The sequence below is a fragment of the Pseudoalteromonas rubra genome (genome assembly GCF_004212645.1).
Taxonomy (GTDB): Bacteria; Pseudomonadota; Gammaproteobacteria; order Enterobacterales; family Alteromonadaceae; genus Pseudoalteromonas; species Pseudoalteromonas rubra_G.
Genome location: NZ_PPUZ01000011.1, coordinates 38,300 through 53,857 on the forward strand (window position 1 = coordinate 38,300; position 15,558 = coordinate 53,857).

10 protein-coding genes and 1 pseudogene are annotated in these 15,558 nt (G+C 44.9%); 6 read left to right on the forward strand and 5 right to left on the reverse strand.

Annotation, left to right across the window (positions count from 1 at the left end; genetic code table 11):
• Window positions 1-41: 41 nt before the first annotated feature.
• Together C3B51_RS04535 and zntR are read right to left on the reverse strand one after the other, a co-directional pair.
• The gene (locus C3B51_RS04535; protein ID WP_130244323.1) at window positions 42-1,262 is read right to left on the reverse strand and encodes an SO_0444 family Cu/Zn efflux transporter; all 1,221 of its coding nucleotides are present in this window, start codon (window positions 1,260-1,262) and stop codon (window positions 42-44) included.
• Window positions 1,249-1,662 carry a Zn(2+)-responsive transcriptional regulator gene (zntR, locus tag C3B51_RS04540; protein WP_054016471.1) on the reverse strand — a complete coding sequence of 138 codons (414 nt, stop codon included), beginning with the start codon at window positions 1,660-1,662 and terminating at the stop codon, window positions 1,249-1,251. Before zntR ends, C3B51_RS04535 begins: the two co-directional genes overlap by 14 nt.
• Before the next feature lie 138 nt (window positions 1,663-1,800).
• On the opposite strand from zntR, the gene C3B51_RS04545 reads away from it, so the two are divergent.
• Complete coding sequence (locus tag C3B51_RS04545; RefSeq protein ID WP_125722133.1) at window positions 1,801-2,748, forward strand: D-2-hydroxyacid dehydrogenase; 948 nt, start codon at window positions 1,801-1,803, stop codon at window positions 2,746-2,748.
• Between the two features lie 528 nt (window positions 2,749-3,276).
• On the forward strand, window positions 3,277-3,639 hold the full coding sequence (locus C3B51_RS04550; protein ID WP_125721067.1) for a DUF3192 domain-containing protein: 363 nt from the start codon (window positions 3,277-3,279) through the stop codon (window positions 3,637-3,639).
• A gap of 43 nt (window positions 3,640-3,682) precedes the next feature.
• Here C3B51_RS04550 and C3B51_RS04555 read toward each other — a convergent pair whose 3' ends face one another.
• From C3B51_RS04555 to C3B51_RS04565, 3 genes and pseudogenes are all read right to left on the reverse strand, one after another.
• On the reverse strand, window positions 3,683-4,585 hold the full coding sequence (locus C3B51_RS04555) for a GGDEF domain-containing response regulator (RefSeq protein WP_130244324.1): 903 nt from the start codon (window positions 4,583-4,585) through the stop codon (window positions 3,683-3,685).
• 4 nt (window positions 4,586-4,589) lie between these two features.
• Window positions 4,590-8,294 (reverse strand): ATP-binding protein, encoded by a 3,705-nt coding sequence (locus C3B51_RS04560; RefSeq protein WP_130244325.1) that lies wholly within the window; start codon window positions 8,292-8,294, stop codon window positions 4,590-4,592.
• Between the two features lie 117 nt (window positions 8,295-8,411).
• Window positions 8,412-8,669: pseudogene (locus C3B51_RS04565) on the reverse strand (PhoH family protein); the annotation flags it as partial.
• 85 nt (window positions 8,670-8,754) lie between these two features.
• Between C3B51_RS04565 and C3B51_RS04570 the strand changes: the two are divergent.
• From C3B51_RS04570 to C3B51_RS04585, 4 genes are read left to right on the forward strand one after another with little or no spacing between them, the layout of a single operon-like run.
• A complete protein-coding gene (locus C3B51_RS04570) occupies window positions 8,755-10,245 on the forward strand; it encodes a site-specific integrase (protein WP_016708217.1) in 1,491 nt (496 codons plus the stop codon).
• The gene (locus C3B51_RS04575) at window positions 10,229-13,000 is read left to right on the forward strand and encodes a hypothetical protein (protein ID WP_130049665.1); all 2,772 of its coding nucleotides are present in this window, start codon (window positions 10,229-10,231) and stop codon (window positions 12,998-13,000) included. The genes C3B51_RS04570 and C3B51_RS04575 overlap by 17 nt, the downstream gene beginning before the upstream one ends.
• Complete coding sequence (locus C3B51_RS04580; RefSeq protein WP_130049666.1) at window positions 12,997-15,081, forward strand: hypothetical protein; 2,085 nt, start codon at window positions 12,997-12,999, stop codon at window positions 15,079-15,081. Before C3B51_RS04575 ends, C3B51_RS04580 begins: the two co-directional genes overlap by 4 nt.
• Complete coding sequence (locus tag C3B51_RS04585; protein WP_016708220.1) at window positions 15,078-15,542, forward strand: hypothetical protein; 465 nt, start codon at window positions 15,078-15,080, stop codon at window positions 15,540-15,542. The genes C3B51_RS04580 and C3B51_RS04585 overlap by 4 nt, the downstream gene beginning before the upstream one ends.
• The last annotated feature ends 16 nt before the right edge of the window (window positions 15,543-15,558 follow it).

The window sequence follows — 15,558 nt, forward strand, 5'->3', positions numbered from 1 at the left end:
TGCCCACATCACTTGCGACATTATGCAGGCACCTCGTCTGATTACGCCGACGCCTGAGCAGGCCAAAAGCGCTGCTTTATACCCAACAGCATCAACCTTGCCATCAGCAGAGCCAGTACAACACCACCACCCAATGTCAGCCAGTATGGCAGCACTTCATGGTCGTGCCCCATCATAGGCGCCACCGTAAAGCCAAACTGTGCCACCAGCCAGTCGGTCAAAAATCCAAAAATAATTGCCACACCAATCACCGCGCCAAGATAAGCAAACACGGCACGACGGCCCAGCTCTTTAGCGACCACGCCAATGGTGGCAACGTTGGTCGCGGGGCCTGCCAGCATAAAAACCAACACCGCACCGGGAGAGACACCCGCCAGCAGTAAACCGGCCGCAATGGGCGTTGACGCTGTGGCACAAATGTACATCGGAATACTGACCAGAATAACCACTATCATGGCCAGAATGCCATTGCCCCACTGAGCCAAAAAGGCTTCGGGAACATAGGTTTGTACTATGGCCGCAAAGAATAGACCAATCAGTAGCCATTGCATAGTATCGGCTAATAATTTGTTACAGCTAAATTGCACAGCAGACACTAACTTTTGCCACAGCCCGGGCTTGGCTTGCGCTGATGCACAGCAGGATGTGACCTGCTCATCGGGCTTTTGTACAGGCTGACTATCGCAACAGCTACTTTGCGGTGCAGACTCTGCCTTAGTTTGGCTTGCGCAACAACTGCTGGATTGCACTGACGCCGGTTTAGGCTCAGTGGCACAGCAACTGCTTTTTTCCGCTTCTACTTTTTTAGCTGTGCTACCACAACACCCGCTGTCTGATGCGTCTGACGGAGCAGACTGTGCGCTGCTCTCGTCTTTACCAACCAGCACACCGGCGGTGATCGCACTGGCTACTGCGGCAATGGGCCGGATCACGGCCATAAATGGCCCAAGCAGCGCGTAAGAAACCGAGATGGAGTCGACCCCCGTTTCAGGTGTGGATACCAAAAAAGCAGTCGTGGCACTTTTGGACCCGCCGGCACGACGCAACCCGATGGCAGCCGGAATAACTCCGCAGGAACAAAGCGGCATGGGCGCACCTATCAGGGCCGCCTTGATGGTTGTCCAGAGCCCTTCTTTACCCAGGTGCTTTTGTAAAAAATCTTTGGGAATAAATACGTTAAGCAAACCGGCAAGCAACAGACCCAGCATCAGCCAGGGCGCTGAAACCAAAAAGAGTTGCCAAAAATTATCAAGCAGAGCCATCTACATCCTCCAACGCGGTTAAAATGGAACAATCATCAGCACTTTCTTCGCCGCCACAACACCGTTCGGCCAGCACGCTCAGTGAGCGCTCGAATTTCAGTAACTCTTCAATTCTTTGCCGGGTTTGCGTTAGCTTCTGTAACGTGAGTGATTTCACTTCTTCACAGCTGTGATTGTGTTTATCAATTTTAATGGTCAGCAGTTCCTGAATATCTTTAAGACTAAAGCCCACCGCCTTTGCCCGCACAATAAAACGCATCTGCTCAAGCGCGCTATCGTCATATAACCGATAACCTGCCGGGCTGCGAACACTGGCCTGCAACAGACCCTGACGCTCATAATAACGCAGTGTGTCGGTAGACACATTCAATTGTTTTGCAATATGGCCAATCTTATACATAGTCAGTTTTGCCGTCCTTTATGAATTTGATCACAGTATAAACCTTAGAGTTGAGTTCAAGGTCAAGCACAAAGATAAACTTTGCCAATAAAAATGATACACTCGGCGCTAACTGTTAGTAAGGAATGTTTGCTCACCATGAATATTGTTGTTTTAGATGCCGCCACGCTGGCGGGTGTTAGCCTGGATCCGCTTAGAAAATTTGGCACAGTCACCGAGTACGATACCACCTCAGCTGAGCAGCTGATGTCACGTATACAGAGCGCAGAGGTGGTTGTGACCAACAAGGTGGTGCTCAATGCCGATACACTGAGCCAGCTGCCGAACCTCAGATTGATCTGTGTGGCCGCAACCGGCACCAATAATATCAACCTGGAGGCTGCACGTGCCCACAATATCGCGGTGACCAATGTGGCAGGCTATTCTACGCCATCTGTGGTTTTGCATACTTTTACACTGCTTGGCAATTTAATGAGTAATATTCATCGTTACGCGCAGGATTGTGCTAATGGTGCCTGGCAACGCAGCGAACTGTTCTGCCGTCTGGACTACCCTATCCATGATTTGTCGGGCAAACGCTTTGTGATCGTCGGCTATGGTAACCTTGGTCAGGCGGTCGCTAAGGTTGCCAGCGCCTTTGGGGCCGAAGTCGTGATTGCAGAGCGCCCGGGGCAAGAGACGGTACGTGCCGAACGCGTTGAATTTACCGAGGCGCTGCGCAGTGCCGATATTGTCTCTGTTCATTGCCCTTTGACCGACACCACCCGCGACTTGTTTGATGCCGACACACTGGCGCTGCTTCCGGCGCATGCCATTTTACTGAATACGGCACGCGGTGGCATTGTCAATGAACAGGCACTGGCGGATGCGCTGGCTAACCAGCAGCTACTCGGCGCCGGTGTAGATGTACTCAGCGTGGAGCCGGCAGCAGCTGATAATCCACTGGTACAGTATCAGGGCAATAACTTGCTACTGACCCCACACACGGCCTGGGCCAGCCAGGAGTCTATCACCCGCCTGGTCCAGGGTATTGCCGATAATATTGATAGCTTTTTACAGGGGCGCGAGCACAACCGCCTGGTGTAGCCCGGTGGCTTTGAGTGTCTGATAATTGGGGACTTCGTCCGTATTGTCGGCCTTCGAACCAGCAATTGCTCGAATACAACGAGTGTGTACCCAGCCAACACCGAGTCGCCTGTTGGTAGTTCCCGCATCGAGTGCGGGATGACTGGAGTTGGAAGCGAGAGTTGTAGCTTAAAGGCAGCATTGAGTCGTCAGGCTCTCTTGCGCTTTATCTATTATCACTCCTAATCGGCATGCCCACACTCCGTCATCCCGGCCTTCAAGCCGGGAACTATTTGGATTCAGCACAGGTATATCTTTTAGGCAACAAGTCGCCTGTTAATCGTTCCCGCATCGCGCTTGATGAGATGCGGTGACCACTTCGTACTTTTAACTAACAAATGGTTAATTTATTCAAAATTTAGCGCCACACAATAGTTATGGCTTTGCCGTAAAGCATAAGGTATTGATTTATAATAATTTAAAATATGGCAAATTCTTTGCTAACTATAATTCAAAGAAAATAAAGACGGCTAAGCCTGGGATATAAAGATGAAAAAATTACTACTCGCAACTGCGCTATTAAGTTCAACCGCACTGACAGGCTGTGTCGTTGCGGTCACTGATGGCGAATATAACGGTCATCACAGCTGGAAGAAAGAACAAAGAGAAAACCGCGAAAAGATCAGCCAACTAACAATCGGCACTGAATACCAGAGCGTACTGAACAAGTTAGGCACACCTGAATACACAGACATGGTGTCTAAGGGAGATAGCGTTTATCAGGTACTTTACTTTGCCACCAACAGTAAACACTCAGACGGCGTTGTTACTAAAGACGAGTGTACACCTTTACTGTTTAAAGACAGCAAACTCGTTGGATTTGGCGATACAGCACTGGCACACCTGCTGTAACCTAAATCACCTGTCGGTTCAGAGTAAACGCGCTCTGAACCACTCACACTACACTGAGCACCGCCTTTTGTTGCCGTTCGCGCGCTTCGTTCAGTGCGGTTGCAGCCAAATCAAGCGGATCCCGGTGTGCTCTTGAAAAGTCTGCTTTGGTGTAGCAAATCCCGACACTCACAGTCACATGCGCACAAATTGGCGATTGAGGATGGCGAATAGCCAGTGCAGCCACTGCCTTGTGCATGGCCTCTGCGACCTCTTGTGCTTCTGTTTCACTGATATCACGCAGCAATGCAACAAAGCGTCCGCCATCATAACGGGCAGTAAACCCATCCATATTGCTGATGAGCCCGGCAACAACCTGAGCAATCTTATACAGACATTCATCGCCCCGGATATGGCCAAACAGCTGGTTGTATCGCTCAAAGTGATCTACCCCCAACACAAATACCGCCAACGGCCGAACACCCGACGCGCATTGTCGCCAGAAGGTTGCCAGGGTTTGATCCAGTGCCCGGCGATTGGGCAGTGATGTCATGCCATCTATCAGCGCTTGCTGGCTGAGCTGATCATTACGCTGCTTGATGGCCAGATGAATTTTTACCCGGGCTTTTACGATATTGGGGTTAAACGGCTTAGTAATATAGTCGACAGCGCCCTGCTGAAGGCTCTGCGCTTCATCCAAAAAACTGGCACTTGCGGAGATCACTATCACAGGCAGTTGAGCGGTCTCTGCATTGGCTTTTAACGCCTGCAAAAACACTTCGCCAGCATCACCCAGTTGTTGATTGTCCATGATGATCAAATCAACCCCCGCACCTTTAAGTTGGCTTAGGGCCTGCTCTGGTGTTGTACTTAGCGTCACCAGGTAGGTTTCTTCCAGGGTATTTTGCAGCACTACCCGGTTAAGGGGGTCCGGATCTAAGACCAGAATATGAGCCGATTTGTGCATTTTCTTATCCTTTTAACCAAAACGAAATAAAACACAAAGTTTGTTCTGCGGCTGCCAGTAACCGCGCTTGTTCATCAGATACCTGCTCGATTGCCGCTTGCTGCTCTTGCTTTGCAGCGGTTTCACACTCCCGCGCCTGAGCAGCTAAACGGCGCAACCCCAGTCCGGCTGCCGAGCCTTTAATGGTATGTGCCAGACTAACCAGTTCAGGCGCACTGTGTGTGTTGTGCAAAGTGGTCACATACTCTTCACAAAGCTTAGCAAACTTTTCCAGCATAGTGCGCACCAGCGCCTCTTTCCCCATCATTTGGGCCAGTGCAAAGGGGTGATCAAAGATAATCTCGCTGTCCGGCACATAGTCCTGTAGCGCCGCACACAAGTCCGCAGGGGTCACCGGCTTGACCAGGAAGCCATTTAAGCCGGTCGCCATGGCTTGTTGCTTTTCCTGTTCATGGGCATTGGCAGTCAAGGCAATAATGGGCAAAGTGTCGCGGTCAAAGTAGCAACGCAGCTGGCGGCTGGCTTCATAACCATCGATATTGGGCATGTATAAATCCATCAGCACCACATCGGGGCGCAGCTTCTGACAAATATCGACAATTTGCTCTGCATTGCTGAGCGCAACCACAGTTGCACCGCGCTGCTGCAAAACTGTGGTACTGATATCCAGGTTCACCGGGTTGTCATCGACCACAATACACAACAAAGGTGATAACAAGCAGGGTTCTGGCAGCGCCGCTCTGGGCGCTTCCATTGAACAGGTACTCAGGCTTTGATAGAACACCGGAGCGAATAACCTCAGAGCGTCGGTGTTTGCTGGCAAAACGTCAGTGCATGCGGCGGTGTCGGGTACCAGCCAGCGTGCATTCAGGCCAGGCTCAGTCTGACTCAGTGCCGCTACATGGGCAGGATTGTCACAGGCCAGGTAGTGAACTGAAGCCGGTGCACTGAGCGCCTTGAAATCAGCCACACTGCCCTGACGGCTCCCCTGATGTGTCAGGTAGGGCAAAGGTGCCTGCTCGTCTGAGATCACAAACAGGGACTTGTGATGTTCATCATCGGGCAATGCGGCGCGCTCCAGTTGCAGGGTAAACTCAAAGCGACTGCCAACCTCAGGCTTGCTGCATAGCGTAATTTCCCCTCCCAATAATTGGATCACCTGCTTCACTATCGCCAGACCAAGCCCTATCCCCTCATGAGTTCGCGAGCTACTTTCATTGCCCTGTGTAAAGGCATCGAACAAACGCGCCTGATCGCGCTCGCTGATCCCTGGGCCAGTATCCCAGACGCAAAATTTAATGGCCTGCCCGGACGCTTGTAAGTCAGGCTGTAAGGACAGGCTTACTCCAACCCGGCCATGTTCCGTAAACTTTACTGCATTGCCCAACAGGTTCATCAGCACCAGCTTGATACGCGCTTCATCACCTATCAATCTTGGCCAGATGAACGGGTCTACTTCTATCTCAAATGCCAGCTGTTTGGCACTGCTCAGCGGGGTAATAAAACCACTCAGGCTGGTTACCAAGTCGACCAGACAAAACGGCTGGTTGTTGGGCTTCCCCTGACCACTTTCGAGCCGGGCAAAATTGAGAATATCATTGAGCATCGCCAATAATTGCTGGGCGGCGCGCTCTATTTGCTCCAGTTTCTGCTGCTCTTTGCTGGCGTCCAGCTCGCTTTTTAGAATGCTCACCATGCCTAAAATGGCATTGATGGGTGTACGGATCTCATGGCTGATATTGGCAATAAAGCGACTTTTGGCGTGGTTGGCCCGCTCAGCATCCAGTCGGGCGCGGATCAGCGCGGTCACATTCTGAATGTGAATCACAAAATATTTGGGGTTCTTTTGCTTGTCCCACACCAAAGAGACACTCAGATGCAGCCAGCGTTTTGGGTCTTGCTGAGCCAGGCTCAGCTCGCTGGCGCCCTGGCGCTCCTGCAAACAATGATCCAGCACATCGTTTAGCGCCTCCACATCGGCATCCTCAAACACGCTATACAGGCTACTGCCAACTTCAACGCGCGTGAATAATTTACGCGCCGCCCTATTCAGTTCAAGCACCAGGCGATCGACAGACAATAAGATCACCCCGTTAGGCGCATACTCAATAGCGGCTTTAAAATTCTGCTCCGATGCCCGCAACGCAGTCAAAGCCTGTTGCTGCTCGCTGATATCCCGCGCAACCCCCAAAGTACCAATGCGCTTGCGCAAGTCATTATACAAAGGCGACACCGTGATCAGGTAACTACTGCCCTCCAGCAACAGGGTATCGGTCAGGCTCTGTCCCTGGCGATTCATGGTCTGTTCCAGATCCAGCAAAGCCAGATGTCGCTCAGTCACTTCCTGATGTTCACGGGCCACCAGGTCAACCTGAGAAACTCCGATAAAGCGCTCAAAGGCCTCGTTACAGCCAATAAACGAACCATCGATATTCTTGTAGTAAACCAGATCAGGCACTGAGTTGAGTACTGTTTTCAGTAAAGCCGCCTGGCGCTCTTTCGCTTCTAAACTGCGAGACAGGGCTTTCTTCTGCTGCTGCACCTGCTCATCCAGCTTTGCGTTGTTGTCCTGCAATTGTTGCAGCGCATCGCGCTTTTGTGTCACGACCCGCTTAATCTCTAAAAACCAGGGCTGCCAGTCTTTGGGAACCGCATAATTCATGGTCGCTTGGGGGGTATTCTCCTGATAGGTCAAATATCGGACAAAATGCTTCAGTGGCCGAATAAACACCTGCGCGTTAAGCCACACATAAGCGGCGAACGTGAATACAATAAACAGGATCAGAAAGCCCAGCTCCAGCAGCGCTTCGTATCGAGCCGGTGCAGAAAAGCTGGCTTCTTCCTGCGCAAAGTTCAGGGTGAACGGCTGAGCCGCGGGGCGATAACTAAACTGCACACCGCCGTCCCAGGGCAATTTCGCCGCGCGTACTTCTGCTTCTTCGAGCTCCCGGTAGTCTTTACTGGTGGCCAGTACCACACCCGGCTGGGTGCCCTTTAACGCCAACCCTCCACCGCCAAAAGCCATATGTTGCAACCGGCCTGCCAATTTATCTACATCGTAAATCAGCAAAATTTGCGACAGCGAGCCACTGGCCAGACGCTGACCCAGTGCAAAATAGCGGTTACCAAAAACCCGGGTTGGCATGCTAGTGGCGGTGATCCCCTGACTGAATTGCGGTGTGAAGCGCGACTCGACAATGGCCGTCAGCAGATTGCTCTGACTGGTATCACGGCGTTTCACAAAGGCAAACCCATTGTCCTGAACAAAAACAACCGCTTCGAGCTCATCGATCAGTGCCAGTGCGGTGTTAAAACTGGGGCCCAGCGCCATGATCTGCTGCCACTGCGCAACCAACTCCGGGGTTGGGACAAAGCGGCCAAGCCCGACTACCTCGCCACCATTATCGGGCAGCTGACGATAAAAATAACCGGCCTGCTGGCGAATGTTCTGCTGCCAATCGGCATCCAGCTCATAGCGGATAGGCTCTGCCAGGCTGTTACGAATACTGGTGATCACAGTTTGTGCGGCCAGGGTTTCCTGCTCAACTTGTCCGGCGAGCACAAAAAACTGCGCCTGATAGACCTGATACTGGCGCTCAAGCTTAACCTGATAAAGGTGGAAGCACAGCACCACGGCCAGCAACATAGGCACCAGCAAGGCAATACTGATCGCCTTACGATAGTTCTTAAGAGGGAGAAATTGCGGCACGCAGCAGCTCGACGTTAGTTCCTTGTTTTAGCAAGAGTAACGAGCAGTTGCCAATCTTTCAAGTGAGTTTGGTTCGCCACAAAGCGAAAAAAGCGGGCCACTCTGGCCCGCCCGGTGTTATAAATTTTGCTCAGCAAATGAAGCCAGACGACTTCTTACCACGCCGTTAAGGTTAATGGTGGCAGAGCCTTCAAAGTCCTTAAAGCGCTCCACGATATAGGTCAGCCCCGAGGTAACCGGGGTAAGGTAGTTGCTGTCTATCTGTGCCAGGTTGCCAGTACAGATAAGTTTAGTGCCTTCACCACAGCGGGTAATAATGGTTTTCAGTTGCGAGGCCGTAAGGTTCTGGCTTTCATCCAGGATCACCCCCGAATTGATATAATACTATCATACCCTTAATAAACTTGAACAAAAAAGCTTTTACACACATACTCTAGCTAAGAATCAAAGGTGAACGAAAATGATACTTCGAAATACAACAAAAACTAAAATAATTAAAACATCAGTCAACTTTGGAAAAGGAATGTCTTTTCACCTCGATAAATCAGGGCAACCTATTAAGACTGAAAAAGGCATCAGAACTCACTCATATAGGCACGATAAAATAGAACCTAATTTTCCAGTGCTATATCACCCGACTCGCTTCACCGAATGCCAAGAAATGAACTTATTTTTAATGCACCGCTTTGAAGGTCATTTCAGTCTCAAAAAGAATCAAATAGACAATGAGGCTTTTAGTGACGCTTATCATGCCAGCCAACCGGGAAAGCCATTAGATGTTAAGTCTGTTTGCAGTATAGCTAAGCACTTAAAAGCTTTCTTAGATTGGTTGGATAAAGATGATGCATCCTATTTTGAAGTAATAGCTGCACCACTTTCAAAACAATCTGTAGATGATGATATTTCTAGGTTACCTGTGTGGAGATATCACAAACATTTATGTGAAAGAGTCGAAACCAAAGATAAGTCTAAACGCATAAGCTTTAACAGCGCTCAAGAACGAATTAGAGCTGTTAAAGCATTCTATATATGGAGCCATAAGCGCGGGGCTATAGATAGCCTCCCCTTCTCACTTGAATACAAACAGGTACGTATTAAATCGAAAGCTAAATCAAGTGTAAGTTCATTGTTTCAATTACCTACTAGCAACACACGTTCTGGAGGCTTATGGAAGTGGGTTAGTAATTTGAGCATTCCAAATACATTGAAACAAAAGGAAGACTCACCCGAAAAAGATCTACAACCATATTCTCCAAAAGAACTTAAACAGTTGCTGGAGACGGATACGGCTCAAAAAGAGACTTATAAGCTTTATTTGCAATGTGCTTTGCTAGGTGGACTTCGTTCTTTTGAGATTTCAGCCATCGACCAGAAAGACCTTTTTGATCCTGATGAAAAAGAAAACGAGAAACGTATTCCAAAATTGAACATTGTACGAAAAGGACATAAGCCAGTGAGATTAACAATAGCGCGAGTTCTAATGAAGCTTTTGTACAATCACACTTTGACAATTCAAAATATGAAGCGACGTACCAAACATGAGACTAATCATGGTATGGACAATAGTGAACATCCGCTTCCTTTGTTTATGAATAGTTCAGGATCGCGGATAAGCGAAGATACACCGGGGAATACTATTTCCATAGTTAGAAAAGAACAAAGGAAGCAGGGATTAGAAATACTATTACGCACATTCCATGACTTACGCGCTACCTTTGCTACTTATGTCGCTAAATACCTAATTGACAAAGGTGAATCGGAGAGTTCCATCAGACAGACACTAATGACCTTGATGAGTCACGAAAGTTTTAAAACAACCAAACGTTACATCGACTTTGCCAAAAGTGTAGCAGTGGATGCATACGGAGCAATGTCAGAGTGGGTGAAAGATATCTACGGTGATGTTGACGAATTACTGATGCGTGAGGCTGAAGATGCAGCAGCAAGTTAAAACGCGGAAGTCCAATCGTATTCCTGCTAGATTTAAACCTCATTCAATTGTTCTAGCCAAACAGTTAGACGTTTTATTTAACAGGGCATATGACAAAGAAAACAATATTAGCGCAGATGACGACACTGCTATTTCAATGAGTCGCTTGCGGAATGCTTGTGTCAGTTTACAACACACTCTTCCTCTAGCCCTTAATAAGGTTAGTACAGATACTGCGACATCAATTCAAACTTCGGGATTAAATGCTCTATCAGACTTTGAAATTTGGCAAGAACTGGAATACTTTTGCATTAATGAAATAAATGATGTCAAGCTACCTAGTTATGCTACTCGTATAGAAGAAGCCTTAGAAAACTTAGCTAAGTTTCATTTTTATGATAACGCTATCAACGCTCCTTTTAGGCTAGTAAATGGGGCTACTTCAATCGACATAACTAAATTATTCGAACTTGAATTCCATCAAGTAAAAGAGATTCGTAAATTACTAAATAAATATCTGGACTATCTCGTCCTTCCAGAATTAAGCCTCAAAGATTCTTCTATTAGGGACAATATCCTCAAAACTGCGACAGCTATTATAAATCTTTGTCTACATGATACTTTTAAGAATACTGAACGCGTCAAACTGCCATTATTGGCAACATTACAGGATAGGGAATTCGTTTCATCATTTATATGCAATCACAACTTCCGTACTTTTTTAAAATTTATACTACCCGATGTGTGGGGTAAAGCTAGAGTCAATCAATTTAAAACTGAAGCCGAAGTAATAGGGTATGCACAAAGCATATCATCCAAATTTGGCAATGAAGTTGATGCTTTTTTGAAAAATCAGATAGCAAGCGCTTCGGAAGCTAATACAACAAGAGTTAGATCCTCAACTTTATCATTTCCAAGGTGGTTGAATAGTGCTGGTAGCGTAGCATCACCAATAATTAAGCTGCTTAGTGAGCGTGGAATTCAAGGGTTTGCAGAAAATGGCCTTCAGGGATTTAAATACCTTTATAAGCATTACCAAGAAGAAACTCAAAATAACCAGCAGTTTTTACTGCTACTAAACGCTGCATTGGACCTTTACCACTTTGTTACGGGTGAAAAAATCGCAAAGGAAAGTTTATTACCCTACTCATTGGGCTATTACCTTAAAGAAAGTGACACTACCGAATGGCAGAAGCATGAGTGGGTATATGACAATGCCTATAAATTTTATCAAAACCTAGTCGAATACCATAAAGTTTTTACAAAGCGAATTGATGGCGAGAGCATAGGTATCGTCACTCTCAAAGGTTACATAGGTAGTATGGCTAGAGCATTGAAAGAAAATGCATCATCATTAACAGATGAACAAATGAAGCTTATTGCCAGTCATGGGGTTCATGCTTTTGTTGAAAATAACTGTGAGATACTAAAGGCTATAAGAGAGGCAATTCAACTAAAATCAAAACAAGGCGATTTGTCGGTTTTTGTTGGTAATCAATATCAGAGCGCTATCGACAAATTACTATCGTTTTATGGTCTAGATACTATTAAAAGCTTTCCGGTCAACACCGAATTAACTGCACAACATCAAGAGCAACTATCTCAGAATCAAGATAAACTCTACTCATATAGAGAAGTAGTAGAATTAGCATATTACATAGAAAAAGGGCTTTCTGAGACCTTACTCACAATTAAAGACAAAGTTACACTTTATGCAGCAAAAGTCATATTGAAAACTGGTTGGAATTCAACTCCTACGCTAGAGCTTGATACTGACGACTTATTTTTCTTTAACACGCCATTACATTCAAGTAAAACTCCTGCTCTTCGTTTATTTAAACGCCGAGCTAATTATCAAACTCAATGGCATAAATTTGAAATTAAAGCCGAAGATCTAGAAAAAGAAGGCGTCTTATACGGCGACGTTGTCGAACCAGTAATATTTGATATTAAGGCTGCGACTAGACTTACGTCTATTTACCGCCCTTCTATTGAGAACCTATCAAAAAGAATTTTTGTTTTTCCCAAAGTAAATAGTATTGGAGAAGTAAAGATTCAATTATTAACAGCATCACGTTTCAAGACCACTATAGATAGGATATTGACTGAGCTTGGGTGTGATATCGTATTTAATTCGCAAAAGATCAGAAAATCAGGGCTTAACTACATTTACCGAAAAGTTGCCAAAGAATTTAAGTGGTATCAAAAAGCTGGCAAGCACTCTTATGAAACGTTCTTGCGTCATTATTTAATGCAAGATAACAAAGATGTTGCAATGACAATCAACAGAGCGACAAAAACAATGGCAGACTATTTTGTTCGCGATGTTACCGACAAAGTAATCATTTTGCAGACTCCACCAGAAGACGGTAAAAAAGTCCCGAATGGCACATGCATTAACTCAAAAGATAAATCCGCAGTAGTGGCATTCGAATCTCAAAACAGGAAATTATTAGACCAGCGAGATACAAACGAGCATGCATGTGCCGACTTTAACGCATGCTTGTGGTGTCCGTTCTATCGCTGTGTTGCTGACGCATTGCATGTTTGGAAACTTTTGTCATACCGGGATTTTGTTGTTGCTGATATGGAAAACTCAGCCGCAACATTTGACTCTGTAACAGAGCAACTGGAAAACATAGAGCAGTTGAAAAATAGAGTTAACGAAATATTAACTGATATTGCCAAGCTTAATGCTCAAGCTGTGATTGATGGAAAAGAATTATTGAGAACAGAGGGTATTCATCCTCATTGGAAAAACACAGGTTTGCTATGACCAAAGAGATAACTAAAACAAAACTACTTGATATCGCTGTTGTAAAAACACATACAGGTCAAATCACTATAAAACCTTTGGTTCAGGTGTTAGAAGATTTTAAAGTTGATGATACTAGCGCTTTTAATTCGATTGCTTTGTGGGAAAACAGAGCATTGAATATTGCTAAACATGGCACTATTCACTTTGGCGATGACACTTGGATAAGCTATGAAGAAACGCAAAGAAATGTGAATTTTAAAGGTGTTGATGAATTAGCATATCAAATTCGAATTTATTCACTAATTAAACTCACACATGGTGATGTTGTAGGCGGTAAACCTCTAAAAATCTCTACACTTCAAAATGATGTAACATATCTAAATTTAATTGCAGCCTTCTTAAGACAAAGAGGTTATCACTCATTTCATGAGTTGGAGTTCAAATCTGACTTAGTTATTAGGAATCTCATAAAAGACTATTTATATGAAGTCGGGAAAATAGCTATTTACAGACAATCACACTCATTTACTAAACTATTTGACGTGCAACGAAGCTTTCGTCTTTTTGGCCCTAAGGTGTGTAGTGTTTTTATTGATGTGCTTAACCAACTAAACGAGTTACACCATCCGAGACCAGTCACTTATTCGCACCCTGTCATTCCTACTAAAGTAATGAAAAAAATTCTGAAGTTTGCAGAAAAAATAGTTGAAAACTCTAAGGATAAGATAGAACGATGGCTAGAATTAAATGCACGCTTAATAGATAGTTTACATGAAGGCTCCATTGAACCACCGCCCAAAATGAATACAGGTGAGCTAATAGCAAAACATGTAAGAAACTTACCCAATGAAGAGGAATTCATTCAATTATCCGAAGAATTAGAAGATTTAAAATTAGCCACATACATTAATATCTTGGCCTATACAGGTATGAGATATAACGAAGTACTTACATGCAAGGTTGGCTGTGCCAATTACAAAGATGATATTTATTACATTACGGCAATTATGACCAAAACCGACAACAGTAAGGTTGAGATGGAATGGTTTTCAAACGCTGAAGTACATGAGTGTGTTGGTATTTACGAAAAATATGTGATCGGTATGCAAGAAAGGGCAAAAGCTGTACTTTCTTCATGCAGAGCCAATATAACAAGTAGTCAAGCACACAATTTGAAAGAAGGGTTAGAAAGAAACCGTCTTTTCGGGGTTTCACATAGTAGCTGTAGTGTTAGTTTTAGCGATGCTGGGCGATTCACAAAATTTGAGGTTAAAAACAGTGAAAACATTGAGCTTTTTGACTTAACTCTAGACGATGATGATATAGCAGAGCTTGAACGCCTTGAATCTAACTACAAAGAAGTTAGAGGAGAGAATAGAGGTGTCCCATACGAAGAAGGCGATACGTTTAGATTAACCGCTCACATGTTTCGACATACGTTGGCCTACTTTGTCATTGCCAATAAATTAGGTGAGCTTGATGATATTAGATATCAATTTAAACATTTAACTAGCCTAATGACGTTTGTTTATACTCGAAGAGCATTTTTGGCCTCAACAACTTTAATTAAAACTACTGAAGAGTTTAATGAGATTTTAATTGACCGTGTTGCAGAAGAGTTAATAGATGAAGCCGAGTCACAATCACTTAAAGGTGGTGCTGGTGAGCAAATTAATAAAACATCTAAAGATCTGATAATAGGTATTACTGATAGTCAAAGTAAAGATTCGACTGTGATTAAGCAGATCCATTTCAGTTCAATTGAAGAACTGAAAAAATTTCTCGTCAAAAATATTAAAAACATACGTGGCTTACCTACGGGGTACTGCACTGCGGGAGAAGCTTGCAAGATAAAAGGAGCAGGAATCCCTAGTGGCTGTGTGTATTGTGGTAGTAAAATCATTACCAAACGCCACAAGGTCAATTGGCAAATAATAAAAAAAGAAGCAACGCAGAAACTAGAGGCATATGCGGCATTAACCAAAGAAGAGCAAGAAGATTACGAGCTATTTGCTATTCACTGGAAAAATAATATAGCAGCAGCTGACTATGTATTAGATGAAGGCAAAGCGCATACAAACCAAGGAGAACAAGCATGAGTAGCGCATACGATGATATAAAACGTGCTTTTGAAGAGATGAAATCTGATGGCAGCAAGATAACCAAAAATGCAGTAGCAACGAGAGCTAAAAGAAATATTGCAAATCTATCTAAAGAAGAAGAAAAATGGGTAAAGTTACGAGAAAATATTGAAAAAGCTCAATTAACTTGGGAAGAAAAAAATAAAGATAATTTAATAAAACAACTCAGAACAAAGGTAGCCGAACTAAAAAGCAAGCTTGCTAAAGAAAAGCAAAAAAACGAGATTGACCCTAAGGAAATCGATAAGGATTTTGAAAAGCTACTGGTGCGATTACAAGAAATGTACGCTGAAATAGATAAGCTCAAACTGATTAATGCTGATTTAAAAAATCAACTTCAGCACTCAGGGCAACATACAGAAATAAGAGTGGATACGTCTACTGGTGAAATTATTGAATTAGTTTCAACGAAACAATAGATTAGATGTAGTAGCT

Coding starts and splice junctions, on each gene's coding strand:
- C3B51_RS04535 (WP_130244323.1), bottom strand. CDS start 1,262: ATGGCTCTGCTTGATAATTTTTGGCAACTCTTTTTGGTTTCAGCGCCC.
- zntR (WP_054016471.1), bottom strand. CDS start 1,662: ATGTATAAGATTGGCCATATTGCAAAACAATTGAATGTGTCTACCGAC.
- C3B51_RS04545 (WP_125722133.1), top strand. CDS start 1,801: ATGAATATTGTTGTTTTAGATGCCGCCACGCTGGCGGGTGTTAGCCTG.
- C3B51_RS04550 (WP_125721067.1), top strand. CDS start 3,277: ATGAAAAAATTACTACTCGCAACTGCGCTATTAAGTTCAACCGCACTG.
- C3B51_RS04555 (WP_130244324.1), bottom strand. CDS start 4,585: ATGCACAAATCGGCTCATATTCTGGTCTTAGATCCGGACCCCCTTAAC.
- C3B51_RS04570 (WP_016708217.1), top strand. CDS start 8,755: ATGATACTTCGAAATACAACAAAAACTAAAATAATTAAAACATCAGTC.
- C3B51_RS04575 (WP_130049665.1), top strand. CDS start 10,229: ATGCAGCAGCAAGTTAAAACGCGGAAGTCCAATCGTATTCCTGCTAGA.
- C3B51_RS04580 (WP_130049666.1), top strand. CDS start 12,997: ATGACCAAAGAGATAACTAAAACAAAACTACTTGATATCGCTGTTGTA.
- C3B51_RS04585 (WP_016708220.1), top strand. CDS start 15,078: ATGAGTAGCGCATACGATGATATAAAACGTGCTTTTGAAGAGATGAAA.